The sequence below is a fragment of the Pseudomonas spirodelae genome, assembly GCF_034653255.1.
Lineage (GTDB): Bacteria > Pseudomonadota > Gammaproteobacteria > Pseudomonadales > Pseudomonadaceae > Aquipseudomonas > Aquipseudomonas spirodelae.
This window is the reverse complement of the sequence record NZ_JAYEET010000034.1, coordinates 25656-38386: the sequence shown is the minus strand read 5'-3', so window position 1 is coordinate 38386 and position 12731 is coordinate 25656. Positions and strand designations below refer to the sequence as shown.

Below are 12731 nucleotides of genomic sequence, written 5' to 3'. Positions count from 1 at the left end.
CCTCGTGCTAGTTGTGGCGGCGCGCCCACTTTTTCGGGCTGAGCATCTCGCCCGTATCGCAATCAGTCAGGTCGCCAATAATCCGATCGAGCCGGAACGTCCTTTCGGCTTGCCTGTCATGGCACTCACCTTTGATGTGCGTTGCCGTGACTGAGTGAACGGTAAGCGTCCGGTAGCTGATATCGCCGGCAGAGTCTTCATAGGTAAAGGCCACCTCACCCATGCTCCAGCCATTGCGAATGGCGCGCGTGGGTTCCTGAGCAGTGGCTTTTTCAGCCTTCGCCTTTGGTACTTGTGGGTGCCGCTCTTTCAGGTTGAGCGCTTTGCGCTGCTCTTTCGACAGTGGCTCAGGACGATGCCCGAGGCTCGCCTCAAGCGCCCTGCCCTTGGCATTTGTACGCCGCACCATCAGTACGAAAATCGTTGCGATGCCGATCAGCACCAACAGACCTATAAGCGCATCCATCGCGCTACTCCTTGTCGTTATTTGTTTTCCCTGTGACCACGTAGCGGCCGGCCATTTCAGCCAACGCAGTAACCATCTTTGCCGCGCCGACTCGGTCGGTTTCCGGCAACTGCCGGTAGTGCTCAAGCAAACCGGCCTCATCTGGCGAGAGGCTGCCCACCTCGGTGGAAATGCGTGCGCCAGTCAGCACGTACTGCACATCTACCCCCATGCCTTGTAGGGCCATGAGATAGCGAACGTCAGGCGAGCTGCTTTCCAACTCGTAGGCTTTTTGGGTGCCACGGCTCACGCCCGCCTGCACACCGAAATCGGTCTGATTCAGGCCAAGCCGATCCCTTTCTTCACGCAGGCGTTCACCTGAATTTGGCGCTATGAGCATTTTTTTGATCAATACCGGTTGACTTGACCAGTTTTCTGGCCAAGAATCCTTTCCATCGAACACGATTAAACACGGATAAACACTATGCATGCCCTATTAACCCCTGAGCAAGCCCGCGCGGCCCTTGACCGCGAGGGGCAGAGCATTGCGGCGTTCGCCCGTAAGCACGGCTTGAACAAAAATCTGGTCAGTGACCTGCTCAATGGCCGCAAAAAAGGTAAGCGCGGTGAGGCTCACAAAGCCGCCGTTCTGCTCGGCATCAAAGAAGGCGTTGTTTGCACAGTAGTGCCAGCGGCTCAAGGGGAAAACTAGAACATGACCCGCTCAATTCTCGACAGCCGCCGCAAGGTGGTCAGCGCCATCATCCATGCGTTCCCTGGTGGGCGTGAGTGCGCGGCAGCGTTGCTAGGCCTGGAGCTCAAGAAGTTCGACAACCACGCCTACGAAAACGCCGGCACTCGCCCACTGGCCGACGAGCAACTGCACGCCCTGGAGCAAGTGGCCGGCACCCACTACCTGCCGGACTACCTCAGCGGCCTGTATGGCGGTGTATTCGTAGCCATGCCAGATGCAACCAAGCTGGACAACGTAGACCTGTACATCCGCTCGCTACACACCGACGTCAAAAAGGGTGCAGTCGACCAAATCATCGTTAAGGCCCTGGCCGATGGCCAAATCACCCCCGATGAGTTGGCCAACATCATCGAAGCCCACCGCCAGCACATTGCTGCACGCCATGCCGAAGTGCGCGCTGTGGTGGTGCTGCACACGGAGGTGAAAGCGTGAGCGTTTACAAACTCGTTTGCCCCGCCTGCCTCAAGCCTATGCGCATCCGCACCAGCGATGGGCAGACGCCTTGTTTCCGCTCGATCTACTACCAGTGCACCGACCTGGTGTGCGGTGCCACCTTCACCGGCTCGATGACCATCGACTTTGAGCTCAGCCCCTCCGGCATTGAGCGGCCCATGGTCCAGCTGCCCGTAGCACCCGCCGTAGAACGCATGCGCGCCATGCGCAACCTGCGCGACCCAAGCGCCCAACCTGACCTGCTCGACCAGCTGGAGCCAACCGCATGAATACGCCAATGCAATCTAACGCCCAAACCCTTGCCGACTACCGCAGCACCATGCAGGAAGTGGCCGAGGCTTACCTGCAGCGCCACTGGGATGAGCACCTAGACGAAGGCCAGCTGTTTGAGCGCACCTGCCAGTACCTGGTGGCCAATGAGGTGCCGTTATTTATGGCGCAGCGCCTGGTGTACCTGGCCATGAGCACCCTCACCCCGCCGCGTGTGACCGTGGGTGTGGACTGGGCCAACCACGGCGACCGCACTGCCGTGGTGCTGATCGACTCCCGCGACGGCATTCACCACGTGATCAACCGCCGTTTGCTGCCTGAGCGCTTCCTCGCGCACGCCGCAGCTCAGTAATTCCAATTCCCTATGCCTATGCCCGCCCTACGTGGGCAGGGGCAAGTTGCGCCCAGATGGTGGCCCGTATGAGTGACATTACCGTTTCAATCCAGCTCGACAGCAAGCAGGCCAACGCCTACTTGAAGTTCCTGATTAACCAGTACGAGCAGGCCATGGCCGACTGCTGGTACAGCGACCAGTACCGCCACACCCCCGAGGGCCTGCGAGGGCGCAAGGTGCTGGCCGACCACCCGCACATCGCCGGCATCAGCCGCACCGCCCGCGAGCTGAAAAAGCAGCTGAGCCAACAGGGAGTGCAGGCGTGAAGGCCATGGATAACGCAATCCGCAGCGAAGTGCTGCGCCGCCTGGAGTCCGACTACGGCCTGCAGCACATGAAGGGCACGCCCTACCTGCGCAAGGGCACCTGCCCAGCGTGCGGCAAGCGTGAGCTGTATTCACGCCACGACGAGCCCTGGTTCATCAAGTGCGGCCGCGAGAGCAAGTGTGGCGAGCAGTGGCACGTTAAAGAGCTGTTTGACGACCTGTTCGACGACTGGAGCAAGCGCGCCCCGGCCACCGAGGCCGAGCCAAACCGCACCGCCGATGATTACCTCAGCTTTGCCCGCGGCTTCGACCTCAGCCTGATCAAAGGCAGCTACACCCTGGACAACTACTGGGACCGCGACCTGGGCATCGGCAGCGCCACCGTGCGCTTTGCCCTGGAGAAAGGCGGCTACTGGGAACGCCTGATCGACCGCCCGCACCGCTTCGGCAAAAAGAAAGCGCGCTTTGCCCCTGGCCAGTCGCCCAAGGGCTACTGGTGGTGCCCGCCCTGCGTGGACCTGCTGGAGGTTAAAGAGCTGTGGATTGTTGAGGGCATCTTCGACGCCATCGCCCTGGTGCACCACGGCCTGGCCGCCGTATCGGCCATGAGCAGCGGCGCCTTCCCGCTTGAGTCCCTCAAAGAGCTGGCCCGCCAGCGTGGCGGCAAGTTGCCCCGTTTGGTGTGGGCGTTAGACAACGAGCCCGGCGCGCACCGCTTCACCCGCAAGCACGTGGCCATGGCCCGCGAGCTGGGCTACACCTGCGAAGCGGCGCAGATCCCCCAGCGCGACCGCAAGACCGACTGGAACGACCTGCACCAGCGTTGGATGTTCATCGACAACGCCGAGCAGCGCGCCGACCGCACCCACCGCGACCTTGAGGAAGCGCGGTACCACGGCGCCCTACTGCTGGCCGAAAGCGCCAGCGAGAAAGGCGTGCTGATGTACGACTGGAACGAGCGTAACGAATTCCACTTCGGCTACGAGAACCGCCTCTACTGGTTCAAGATGGACCAGAAGAAATTCGCCGATGCCAAGCAGCAGCTCGAAAGCTCAGAGCGCCAAGAAGACGCCCTGCTCAACGATAGGCAGATCCGCGACAAAGCCTTGCGCCAGTGCGGCGCCGTGGCGGAGATCGCCAACTGCTACCCGCAGGCGCTGTACTTCCAGCGCAACGAGGTAACGGACGAGAGCTGGTACTACTTCCGCGTCGACTTCCCGCACGACGAGCCCACCGTGCGCAACACCTTCACAGGGGGCCAGGTGGCCGCCGCCAGCGAGTTTAAAAAGCGCCTGCTGGGCATGGCCGCCGGCGCGGTGTTCACCGGCAGCGGCGCGCAGCTCGACAAGATCATGCGCGACCAGCTGTTCGGCCTGAAAACCGTGCAAACCATCGACTACATCGGCTACAGCAAGGAGCACGGCTGTTATGTGTTCGGCGACCTGGCCGTGCGCGGTGGCGTGGTGGAAAAGGCCAACGCCGAGGACTACTTCGAGTTCAAAAAGCTGCGCCTCAAAACCCTGCAAAAATCCATCCGCCTGGAGATTGCCCAAACCAACGAGGGCTACCGCCACGAGTGGCTGGACTGGCTGTGGCTGTGCTTCGGCCCGCAGGGCGTGATTGCCCTGGCCTTCTGGTTTGGTTCGCTATTCGCTGAGCAGATCCGCAGCGAGTTTCAGTCCTTCCCCTTCCTGGAGGTGACTGGCGAGGCCGGCGCGGGTAAATCCACCCTGCTGATGTTCCTCTGGAAGCTGCTCGGCCGCCCCGAAGAAGAAGGCAAAGACCCCTCGAAAATGTCCAAGGCCGGCCTGCGCCGCTGGTTGGGCCAAGTGTCGGGCATGCCCCTGGTACTGCTGGAAGCCGACCGCAGCGACGCCACCACCAGCAACACCGCCAAAGGCTTCGACTTCGACGAGTTCAAACCGATGTTCAACGGCGGCAGCCTGGGCGTGACCGGCGTGAAGACCGGCGGCAACGAAACCCACGAACCACCGTTTCGCGGTTCCCTGGTGATGAGCCAAAACGCCACCGTGACCGGCAGCGAGGCCATTCTCACCCGTATCGTCAAACTGCACTTTGTACGCCCCGAGGTCACAAGTGCCAGCCGCGCAGCGGTGGACAACCTCAACCACCTCAATGCCAAAGACGTCAGCCACTTCCTGATCATGGCCGCCAAGGCCGAGCAGAAGGTGCTGGAGGTGTTCCGCCAGCAGGTGCGCGTGCATGAGCAAACCCTGCGCGCATTCCGCGAGATCCGCGTGGAACGCATCATCAAAAACCACGCCCAGATGCTGGCCCTGCTCGATGCTCTGCGCACCGTGATACCGCTCACCGACGACCAGCACCGCGCCACCCAGCAGGAACTGATGGCCATGGCCATTGAGCGCCAGGGCGCCATCGAAGCCGACCCAGAAGAAGTCCGCACCTTCTGGGAGGTCTACGACTACCTGCAATCGCTGAGCGATGACCCGGTGGTGAACCACAGCAAGAAGCCCGAGCACATCGCCATCAACCTCAACGAGTTCGCCGAGCGCGCCGCCGAGCACCGCCAAAAGCTGGCCGACGTGGCCACCCTGCGCACGCTGCTCAAGCACAGCCGCTCGCGCCCTTGCATCGACATCAACCGCGCCACCGACAGCGCCGTGCGCGCCGCTTTCAACGCCCGCAACCCCCTTTCACCTCGCTGCGCAACAGTGAAGTGCTGGGTGTTCAAGCCTTAACCCAACCCCGGCGCGGCAACGCCGGCAACAACCCCAAGGAGAAGCACCATGCGCCACGACAACCACCAACCCACTGCCCGCGAAACCATCACCAGCCTGGCCGTTAGCGCCCTGGCCCTGGCCCTGATGATCACCGCCGGCTACCTCACCCCCGACCTGCTGGCAGGCCTCGGCCAATAACCCCACCGCCCAGGCGCGGCAACGCCTGGGCGACCCAAGGAGAAGCACCATGCAAACCATCCGCGAGCGCGCCATTGACGCCCTCAACCGCTTAGCCGTGGAAGAAGCCGAGCGCCCCTACATCCGCGCCGCTGGCATCGAGGCCCTACACCGCCTGCTGCCGGTAGCCCAACGCGACACGCACCAGAGCCGCACCGTGGGCAAGTTCCTGCTGAGCCTCTACAACGGCCACGCCTTCCCCTTCCCGCTCACCGATCTGCGCGGGCTGGACAAAAGCCTGTGGAATGACTGCATGGCCCTGCTGCGCATGGACCAGCGGCCCGAGCAGGAGGTGCAGGAGTACATCGAGAACGGCGAGCAGGTTTGGTCGCAACTGAAAAAAGACTGGGCACCACGCCCGAACTGACACCGGCCAAGCCGGAAAAAAGATGGCCCCGGTGGGCGGCAACCCACCAGGGCCGAACCAACCCCAAGGAGAAGCACCATGCAAGCACAAACCCCAGAAGTCAGCAGCGAGCAGGCTACCACACCGCGCTACGACACCATCGTCATCAAAGGCGCTAAGGGCAAGAACGTGCCGAAAGAGGTAGACGGCGGCGAGGTAGTCGCCTGGAGCGTGGGCCACGGCCTTGCAGCTATGGACGCCCTGGAAGAATTTGTAGACGACCTGGCCGCCGGCAACTGCCACCAGCCTGCATATCTGCACCAAGGCGCAGCGGACGCGATGAACCTAATGCGCCGCCGCCGCGTACTCGGCTGGGACGCCGACGAACCAACCGGGCAGCCGCCCGCCGACTGGAAGACCGCCGTAGCCTTGGCCGTCGCAACCGCCCATCACGTGTTCGAAGACTGCGAAGAAGAAGCCAGGAACGCCATCGAGTACCTCGCGGCGCTGATGCTGGCAAGTGAACCGGCCGACATCACAGAACAGCCACACACAGACTGGACGCACAACAAACCCACCTTGCCGGGCGCGTACTGGATACGCGGCAACCTGTTGCGGGCGGACGCCCTGATTGAGGTCAAGCGGGTAGATGACGAGCTGTGGTGCAACCTGCACCTGGTGAACACCGAGCACCGCATCGAATACGGCTTCACCATTGATCAGATCAGCCCGGACTTTGAATGGCTCGGCCCGCTTGCACCAGTGCAGGCCCAGCCGGTGGCTTGGCGCTGGAAAATCGCCAACAGCTGCTGGCAGCTTGAGGAAGAGCGGCCTGTGACTGACGACCCAACGGCAATTATCGAGCCTCTCTTCACCTCTGCTCAGGGAGGTGCTGCATGAAGACGCCAGCCGAAGTCGACCAAATCGCCGAGAACGTCATCGCCAGCTATTGCAGCTCGGCCGGTATCGAGACGCCGGATGACTTGCGCAAGGCCTGCGAGCTACTGATCAGCAAAGCCGCACGCGCCATCGAGAAGTACAACGGCCACACGAAATCCGTCGAGGTGCTCCGCCGCACCATGGACTACGTCGCCACCAATCCTATGCCGGTCGGAGGTGTGCAATGACAGTGCAACGCATCCGCCCGCCGCTGGCCGGCCACCGCCTCGACCTGCCCAGCATCTGCGATGTTTGCGGCAAAGCCCGCTCAACCCGCAAGCATGCCAAGTGCAGCAGCATCCGCCAGCAGCGCAAACAGGACGAGTGGGCCGCCTACATGGCCAACGTCGCCGCCAAAAAAGCCCAGGGAGGCCGCCGTAATGCCCGTTGAAATCCGCTGCCGGTACACCACCGGCACCTACGTGGCCACCGTCAAAGGCCAAAAGAAAACCGCCAGCAACACAATTAGCGCCCGCCAAGCCGCAGACGCCATGGCCACCAAACTGGGCCTCGACCCCGCGCACCTGGTGGAACAAACCCGCGACCTGATCGACAACAAAGGCGCGGTCATTTTCAGCCATCCTGGAGAGCCGGCATGAAGACCGAAACCACCCAGATCACCAAGCTGCTGATCACTGATCTGATGGACGAGCCCCATAAGCTGGACCAGGTAACCGTGATCGTTGAAGACCTCGGCGTTCGTGCAGAGGTAGAGCAACACAAGACCCGGCAAGGGAAAATCATCCTCGAATGCTATGGATCTTCTTGGTCAGCCTACTGGGGATCGATGGGAGATCGAACGGTTTCCCAGTTCTTTGCGGATGCTGGCGATGACTACTTGATTGGATGTCTGGCGCCAGGCCTGAACCCGAGCCGCTTTAGCGGTGACGCCCTGGTCAATATGGCAACGCGCGTGGTTCTGGACTGCCGGCGCGGGCGTACTGCCGACCACCATCCCTTCAGCCTGGACAAGGAGGACGCCCGCAGACTGTTCGATCGCATCGTGGACGAGCTGCGCAGCATCGAGCGTGATGATCACTGCTGGAACCACTCCGACCTGCTCTCCGAGCTGTTCGGGGACGAATGGTGGTACAACGCAGGCGAAGCCACCGAGCCGAACCCGAACTACCAGTATCTGCAACGCATAGTACTGGCAGTTCAAATAGGCCTGCGCCAGGCAGGCTTGGCTAAAGCCAAGACTCCCGCACCAATCTAGAAACCAGCCCTTTCAATTCTAGGCCCGGCAACGGGCCGCTTCTTTTTCAGGCCCATAGACTGGGCTTTTTTCCGTTGTTTTGCGTGGGGACGCATATGGCTGATGGTGTTGAGGTGCGCGGCAACCGCGTGCGCGTGTATTTTCGCTACCAGGGCGAGCTGTGCCGCGAGGCGATGCCGGGCGATGCCAGCCCGGAGAATATCGCCCAGGCCGAGCGCCTGGTGGGCATGATCAATTACGAGATAAAGGCCGGCACGTTCAGTTATGCCCGGCACTTTCCTGATTCACCCAGGGTGAAAACCAACACACTGGGCCACTACATCGACCTGTGGTTGGACATCAAGCGCAACCAGCTGGCGCCGTCCGGTTTCCGCACGTACAAAAGCAAGGCTGAAACCCACATCCGCCCGCACTGGGGCGAGCACCAGGCCGACCAAATCGACCACCTGCACCTGCAGGAGTGGGTGCAAAAAACCCTGGTACCGAAGCTGCACAACAAGACGGTGCGCGAGATCCTCAGCTTGATCAGGCAGATTTTTGTGATCTACCGCACCCGCAACAAAACCGCCCACGACCCGACCGAGGGGCTGGCCGTGGCGTTGCCTGACCCAGACGAAGCCGACCCATTCAGCCGTAAAGAGATTGACGCCATCCTCGCCGGCGCCACGGACAAGCAGCAGGAGGTAAACCTGGCCAAGTTCATGATCTGGGCAGGGCCTCGGGTATCTGAGGCCATATCACTGGCCTGGGAGGACGTGGATTTGAAGGCCGGCACGGTGAAGTTCCGCCGCTCGCAGGTGCGCGGCCATTACAAGGTGACCAAAACCCGCCGCTCAACCCGCGAGGTGCGCCTGCTCAAGCCAGCCCTGGAGGCGCTGCAAGCCCAGGCCCGCTTTACCGAGAAGGCTGCACCGGTGGCCATCGAGGTGACCGACCGCGACAACAAGACGAAAAAGCCGGTGAAGGTGCGCTTTGTATTCCACTGCACTACAACCGACGCGGCGCACACCAGCTCAGACATGCTGCTCAAGGGATTCTGGCGGCCACACTTGGAGAGCGTGGGCGTGCGGTACCGGGGGCCGAACAACTGCCGCCACACCTACGCCAGCCAACTGCTTAGCACCGGCGCGGTGCCGCTGGACTGGATCGCCGACCAAATGGGCCACACATCCACCGCGATGATCTGGCGCCACTACGGCAGCTGGATCAACCAGGACGGCCCCGACATGATCGGCCTCCTGGAACACGCGCTAAAGCTCTAAACCCAGCCCCCAGAAACGACAAAAGGCAGCCCTTTCGGAGCTGCCTTTTTCGTTCGTAATTCCCAAAATGTTCCCAAATCGCTCCCGTTTTCACAGGGCCAAATAAAAAACGCTTTGAAAACAACAGTTTACTTGGTGCGGACGGAGAGACTCGAACTCTCACACCTTGCGGCGCTGGAACCTAAATCCAGTGTGTCTACCAATTCCACCACGTCCGCGGGCAAAGCTTTATAAAAAACGCCAGGCGCTAACCTGGCGTTCTTTCTGAATATGGGGTGGACGATGGGGATCGAACCCACGACAACAGGAGTCACAATCCTGCGCTCTACCAACTGAGCTACGCCCACCATATTGCATTTTGCTCGAGCCAAGACCGCCAAATGGCGCACCCGGCAGGACTCGAACCTGCGACCATCCGCTTAGAAGGCGGATGCTCTATCCAGCTGAGCTACGGGCACTTATCCATCTGCAAACGCAGACTTAAAGCTTTCGGCTTCGGAAAAAACTTTGCAGCTTCGACCTTTGCCGTCTTACCCAGCGTCTGGCTGTGCTCGACAAGCGGGGCGAATGTTATAGAGGCGACTTAAGCTCGTCAACACTAAAAGCTAAAAAAAATCAGATATTTAAAGGGGTTACGCGAAAACCGCGGCGTGCGCCTTTGCCCCACTGCACGGTCATGCGAGAATGCGCGTCCTTTTCCCATCCTTTCTTTATGGTTAACCAAGCGCAATGACCGCACAACTGATCGATGGCAAAGCAATTGCCGCCGGCCTGCGTCAGCAGATCGCCAAACGTGTCGCCGAACGACGCCAGCAAGGCCTGCGCGCCCCTGGGCTAGCCGTGATTCTCGTCGGCAGCGACCCTGCGTCCCAGGTCTATGTCTCGCACAAGCGTAAAGATTGCGAAGAAGTTGGCTTCGTTTCACAGGCCTATGACCTGCCAGCCACCACAGGCCAGGCAGAGCTGATGGCATTGATCGACCGCCTCAATGATGAACCGACTATCGACGGTATCTTGGTGCAGCTTCCTTTGCCGGAACATCTGGACGCCTCTTTATTGCTGGAGCGCATCCGCCCGGACAAAGACGTTGACGGCTTCCACCCCTACAACATTGGCCGCCTGGCACAGCGCATGCCCTTGCTGCGCCCCTGCACCCCCAAAGGCATCATGACCCTGCTGCAAAGCACCGGCGCTGACCTGTATGGCATGCACGCAGTGGTAGTTGGCGCGTCAAATATCGTCGGCCGGCCGATGGCGATGGAATTACTGCTGGGCGGCTGCACGGTCACCGTGACCCACCGCTTTACTAAAGACCTGCCCATGCACGTTGGCCTGGCCGATATCGTTGTCGTCGCGGCCGGCAAGCCTGGCTTGGTGCATGGTGAATGGATCAAGCCAGGGGCGATCGTGATCGACGTCGGTATTAACCGCCAGGAAGACGGCAAACTGATTGGCGACGTGGTGTATGAAACCGCCCTGCCCCGCGCTGGCTGGATTACCCCAGTGCCAGGCGGCGTTGGCCCGATGACCCGCGCCTGCCTGCTGGAAAACACCCTGCATGCCGCCGAGCATCTGCACGACTGAGTGCAGCGCTGGCAGAAATAAAAAACGGCACCTGTAGGTGCCGTTTTTTTATGCCTAATTCAACCCGCTACGCTTAGTCGCGAGCTTGCTCCCAGGATTTCAACAGCTCGTTGTAGTTGATGGTTTCACCCTGAGGCTTTTCGTTAGCCAGCTTGGGCTTCGGTGCACCCGGCTGATCCAGCCAGTACTGCGGATCACGTGGCTCATTGAGTTTCGGACCACACTCACCGAGCACACCTGCACGCTCCAGACGGGCCATCATGGTGTCCTGTGCAGCCGCCAGGCCATCCAGCGCCTCTTGGGGGGTTTTATCGCCACTGGCTGCCTCGGCAATAAACTGCCACCACAGCTGCGCCAGACGCGGGTAGTCCGGCACATTGGTACCGGTTGGCGTCCACTGTACGCGAGCAGGGCTGCGATAGAACTCCACCAGGCCGCCCAGTTTCGGCGCAACGTCGGTCATGGCTTGCGAGTTGATATCAGACTCACGAATTGGCGTCAGGCCAACCAAAGTCTTCTTCAGCGAAACGGTTTTTGAGGTAACAAACTGAGCATACAGCCAGGCGGCCAGGCGCTGTTTCTCCGGGGTCGACTTGAGGAAGGTCCAGGAACCGGTGTCCTGATAGCCCAGCTTCATGCCCTCTTCCCAGTACGGACCTTTCGGTGAAGGGGCCATGCGCCACTTCGGCGTGCCGTCTTCATTAACCACCGGCAAACCTGGCTTGGTCATGTCCGCGGTAAAGGCGGTGTACCAGAATATCTGCTGGGCGATGCTGCCCTGTGCTGGCACCGGACCAGACTCAGAGAAGGTCATACCCTGCGCTTCTGGTGGCGCGTATTTGCGCATCCAATCGACATATTTAGTGGTGGCATATACGGCCGCTGGGCCGTTGGTATCGCCGCCACGGGAGACACTGGAACCTACAGGGCGACAGCCGTCGACCCGGATACCCCACTCATCCACCGGTAAACCATTGGGCAGGCCCTTGTCGCCACCACCGGCCATGGAGAACCAGGCATCGGTGAAGCGCCAGCCCAGGGATGGGTCTTTCTTGCCGTAATCCATATGGCCATAGATACGCTGGCCATCGATTTCCTTGACCTTCTCGGAGAAGAACTCGGCAATGTCTTCATAGGCCGACCAGTTAACCGGCACGCCCAACTCATAGCCGTAAATTTCTTTGAACTTGGCCTTCAGTTCCGGGCGCTCGAACCAGTCGGCGCGGAACCAGTAGAGGTTGGCGAACTGCTGATCCGGCAGCTGGTAGAGCTTGCCGTCGGGCCCGGTGGTGAAGGAAATGCCGATAAAGTCCTGCAAATCGAGGGTTGGCGAGGTCACCGCCTTGCCTTCGCCTTCCATCATGTCGCTGATGGCCACGGCCTTGCCATAACGGAAGTGCGTGCCGATCAGGTCCGAGTCGTTGATATAGCCGTCGTAGATGTTCTTGTCCGACTGCATCTGAGTCTGCAGCTTCTCGACGACATCGCCTTCCTGCATCAGGTCGTGCTTGAGTTTGATCCCGGTAATTTCGCTAAAGGCCTTGGCCAGCACCTTGGACTCATACTCGTGAGTGGCGATGGTTTCAGAGGCCACACTGATGCTCATGCCACGAAATGGCTCGGCGGCCTTGATAAACCACTTCAACTCTTCGAGTTGCTGCTCAGGCGTCAGGGTCGAGGGGCTGAACTCCTCGCCAATCCACTTCTTTGCCGCTTCTTCGTAGGCATCAGCCCAGGCTGCACCGCTCAAGCCGGACAACGTCAGCAGGGCAGCCAGCGCCATGCTATGTCGAGTTTTGTTGTTATTGTCGAACATAGAGACCTCCATCTCAGGGTTTGGAATGAGGCAAGCGGGTCATGGCC

18 protein-coding genes and 3 tRNA genes are annotated in these 12731 nt (G+C 60.6%); 15 read left to right on the top strand and 6 right to left on the bottom strand.

Annotation, left to right across the window (positions count from 1 at the left end; all coding sequences use genetic code 11):
* Nucleotides 1–7: 7 nt before the first annotated feature.
* Both SOP97_RS09970 and SOP97_RS09965 read right to left on the bottom strand, forming a co-directional pair.
* Complete coding sequence (locus SOP97_RS09970) at nucleotides 8–466, bottom strand: hypothetical protein (protein ID WP_322949105.1); 459 nt, start codon at nucleotides 464–466, stop codon at nucleotides 8–10.
* A 4-nt stretch (nucleotides 467–470) separates the two neighbouring features.
* Nucleotides 471–935 carry a helix-turn-helix domain-containing protein gene (locus SOP97_RS09965; protein WP_322949104.1) on the bottom strand — a complete coding sequence of 155 codons (465 nt, stop codon included), beginning with the start codon at nucleotides 933–935 and terminating at the stop codon, nucleotides 471–473.
* Between SOP97_RS09965 and SOP97_RS09960 the strand changes: the two genes are divergently transcribed.
* The 14 genes from SOP97_RS09960 to SOP97_RS09895 all read left to right on the top strand — a co-directional run bounded on the left by SOP97_RS09960 (nucleotide 930) and on the right by SOP97_RS09895 (nucleotide 9284).
* On the top strand, nucleotides 930–1157 hold the full coding sequence (locus SOP97_RS09960; RefSeq protein ID WP_322949103.1) for a DNA-binding protein: 228 nt from the start codon (nucleotides 930–932) through the stop codon (nucleotides 1155–1157). The genes SOP97_RS09965 and SOP97_RS09960 overlap by 6 nt on opposite strands.
* Before the next feature lie 3 nt (nucleotides 1158–1160).
* Nucleotides 1161–1631: a YmfL family putative regulatory protein gene (locus tag SOP97_RS09955; protein ID WP_322949102.1), complete on the top strand. Its 471-nt coding sequence runs from the start codon at nucleotides 1161–1163 to the stop codon at nucleotides 1629–1631.
* Nucleotides 1628–1921 carry an Ogr/Delta-like zinc finger protein gene (locus SOP97_RS09950; RefSeq protein ID WP_322949100.1) on the top strand — a complete coding sequence of 98 codons (294 nt, stop codon included), beginning with the start codon at nucleotides 1628–1630 and terminating at the stop codon, nucleotides 1919–1921. Before SOP97_RS09955 ends, SOP97_RS09950 begins: the two co-directional genes overlap by 4 nt.
* A complete protein-coding gene (locus SOP97_RS09945) occupies nucleotides 1918–2274 on the top strand; it encodes a hypothetical protein (RefSeq protein ID WP_322949099.1) in 357 nt (118 codons plus the stop codon). Before SOP97_RS09950 ends, SOP97_RS09945 begins: the two co-directional genes overlap by 4 nt.
* 68 nt (nucleotides 2275–2342) lie before the next feature.
* On the top strand, nucleotides 2343–2582 hold the full coding sequence (locus SOP97_RS09940; protein WP_322949098.1) for a hypothetical protein: 240 nt from the start codon (nucleotides 2343–2345) through the stop codon (nucleotides 2580–2582).
* Nucleotides 2583–2587: 5 nt separating this feature from the next.
* The gene (locus SOP97_RS09935; RefSeq protein WP_322949097.1) at nucleotides 2588–5302 is read left to right on the top strand and encodes a toprim domain-containing protein; all 2715 of its coding nucleotides are present in this window, start codon (nucleotides 2588–2590) and stop codon (nucleotides 5300–5302) included.
* Nucleotides 5303–5350: 48 nt separating this feature from the next.
* Entirely contained in the window at nucleotides 5351–5482 is a 132-nt protein-coding gene (locus SOP97_RS09930; RefSeq protein ID WP_322949096.1) for a hypothetical protein, read from the top strand.
* A gap of 49 nt (nucleotides 5483–5531) precedes the next feature.
* Nucleotides 5532–5888 (top strand): DUF7673 family protein, encoded by a 357-nt coding sequence (locus SOP97_RS09925; RefSeq protein ID WP_322949095.1) that lies wholly within the window; start codon nucleotides 5532–5534, stop codon nucleotides 5886–5888.
* Nucleotides 5889–5966: 78 nt separating this feature from the next.
* Nucleotides 5967–6767: a hypothetical protein gene (locus SOP97_RS09920; protein ID WP_322949094.1), complete on the top strand. Its 801-nt coding sequence runs from the start codon at nucleotides 5967–5969 to the stop codon at nucleotides 6765–6767.
* Nucleotides 6764–6994: a hypothetical protein gene (locus SOP97_RS09915; RefSeq protein WP_322949093.1), complete on the top strand. Its 231-nt coding sequence runs from the start codon at nucleotides 6764–6766 to the stop codon at nucleotides 6992–6994. Before SOP97_RS09920 ends, SOP97_RS09915 begins: the two co-directional genes overlap by 4 nt.
* Nucleotides 6991–7197, top strand: coding sequence for a hypothetical protein (locus tag SOP97_RS09910; RefSeq protein ID WP_322949091.1), 207 nt, complete (start codon nucleotides 6991–6993; stop codon nucleotides 7195–7197). The genes SOP97_RS09915 and SOP97_RS09910 overlap by 4 nt, the downstream gene beginning before the upstream one ends.
* Complete coding sequence (locus SOP97_RS09905; RefSeq protein WP_322949090.1) at nucleotides 7187–7405, top strand: hypothetical protein; 219 nt, start codon at nucleotides 7187–7189, stop codon at nucleotides 7403–7405. The genes SOP97_RS09910 and SOP97_RS09905 overlap by 11 nt, the downstream gene beginning before the upstream one ends.
* On the top strand, nucleotides 7402–8022 hold the full coding sequence (locus tag SOP97_RS09900; RefSeq protein WP_322949089.1) for a hypothetical protein: 621 nt from the start codon (nucleotides 7402–7404) through the stop codon (nucleotides 8020–8022). The genes SOP97_RS09905 and SOP97_RS09900 overlap by 4 nt, the downstream gene beginning before the upstream one ends.
* A gap of 95 nt (nucleotides 8023–8117) precedes the next feature.
* On the top strand, nucleotides 8118–9284 hold the full coding sequence (locus SOP97_RS09895) for an Arm DNA-binding domain-containing protein (RefSeq protein ID WP_322949088.1): 1167 nt from the start codon (nucleotides 8118–8120) through the stop codon (nucleotides 9282–9284).
* Nucleotides 9285–9417: 133 nt separating this feature from the next.
* Here the strand turns inward: SOP97_RS09895 and SOP97_RS09890 are convergent.
* From SOP97_RS09890 to SOP97_RS09880, 3 genes are all read right to left on the bottom strand, one after another.
* Nucleotides 9418–9502, bottom strand: a tRNA-Leu gene (locus SOP97_RS09890).
* A gap of 53 nt (nucleotides 9503–9555) precedes the next feature.
* A tRNA-His gene (locus SOP97_RS09885) sits at nucleotides 9556–9631 on the bottom strand.
* A 34-nt stretch (nucleotides 9632–9665) separates the two neighbouring features.
* Nucleotides 9666–9742: transfer RNA gene (locus tag SOP97_RS09880), tRNA-Arg, on the bottom strand.
* Nucleotides 9743–10013: 271 nt separating this feature from the next.
* On the opposite strand from SOP97_RS09880, the gene folD reads away from it, so the two are divergent.
* On the top strand, nucleotides 10014–10868 hold the full coding sequence (folD, locus tag SOP97_RS09875) for a bifunctional methylenetetrahydrofolate dehydrogenase/methenyltetrahydrofolate cyclohydrolase FolD (RefSeq protein WP_274086677.1): 855 nt from the start codon (nucleotides 10014–10016) through the stop codon (nucleotides 10866–10868).
* Between the two features lie 73 nt (nucleotides 10869–10941).
* On the opposite strand, the gene SOP97_RS09870 is transcribed toward folD, so the two are convergent.
* Entirely contained in the window at nucleotides 10942–12684 is a 1743-nt protein-coding gene (locus SOP97_RS09870) for an ABC transporter substrate-binding protein (protein WP_274086678.1), read from the bottom strand.
* Nucleotides 12685–12731 lie beyond the last annotated feature (47 nt).

Coding starts and splice junctions, on each gene's coding strand:
- SOP97_RS09920 (WP_322949094.1), top strand. CDS start 5,967: ATGCAAGCACAAACCCCAGAAGTCAGCAGCGAGCAGGCTACCACACCG.
- SOP97_RS09970 (WP_322949105.1), bottom strand. CDS start 466: ATGGATGCGCTTATAGGTCTGTTGGTGCTGATCGGCATCGCAACGATT.
- SOP97_RS09955 (WP_322949102.1), top strand. CDS start 1,161: ATGACCCGCTCAATTCTCGACAGCCGCCGCAAGGTGGTCAGCGCCATC.
- SOP97_RS09905 (WP_322949090.1), top strand. CDS start 7,187: ATGCCCGTTGAAATCCGCTGCCGGTACACCACCGGCACCTACGTGGCC.
- SOP97_RS09915 (WP_322949093.1), top strand. CDS start 6,764: ATGAAGACGCCAGCCGAAGTCGACCAAATCGCCGAGAACGTCATCGCC.
- folD (WP_274086677.1), top strand. CDS start 10,014: ATGACCGCACAACTGATCGATGGCAAAGCAATTGCCGCCGGCCTGCGT.
- SOP97_RS09900 (WP_322949089.1), top strand. CDS start 7,402: ATGAAGACCGAAACCACCCAGATCACCAAGCTGCTGATCACTGATCTG.
- SOP97_RS09960 (WP_322949103.1), top strand. CDS start 930: ATGCATGCCCTATTAACCCCTGAGCAAGCCCGCGCGGCCCTTGACCGC.
- SOP97_RS09945 (WP_322949099.1), top strand. CDS start 1,918: ATGAATACGCCAATGCAATCTAACGCCCAAACCCTTGCCGACTACCGC.
- SOP97_RS09940 (WP_322949098.1), top strand. CDS start 2,343: ATGAGTGACATTACCGTTTCAATCCAGCTCGACAGCAAGCAGGCCAAC.
- SOP97_RS09935 (WP_322949097.1), top strand. CDS start 2,588: ATGGATAACGCAATCCGCAGCGAAGTGCTGCGCCGCCTGGAGTCCGAC.
- SOP97_RS09895 (WP_322949088.1), top strand. CDS start 8,118: ATGGCTGATGGTGTTGAGGTGCGCGGCAACCGCGTGCGCGTGTATTTT.
- SOP97_RS09910 (WP_322949091.1), top strand. CDS start 6,991: ATGACAGTGCAACGCATCCGCCCGCCGCTGGCCGGCCACCGCCTCGAC.
- SOP97_RS09870 (WP_274086678.1), bottom strand. CDS start 12,684: ATGTTCGACAATAACAACAAAACTCGACATAGCATGGCGCTGGCTGCC.
- SOP97_RS09925 (WP_322949095.1), top strand. CDS start 5,532: ATGCAAACCATCCGCGAGCGCGCCATTGACGCCCTCAACCGCTTAGCC.
- SOP97_RS09930 (WP_322949096.1), top strand. CDS start 5,351: ATGCGCCACGACAACCACCAACCCACTGCCCGCGAAACCATCACCAGC.
- SOP97_RS09965 (WP_322949104.1), bottom strand. CDS start 935: ATGCATAGTGTTTATCCGTGTTTAATCGTGTTCGATGGAAAGGATTCT.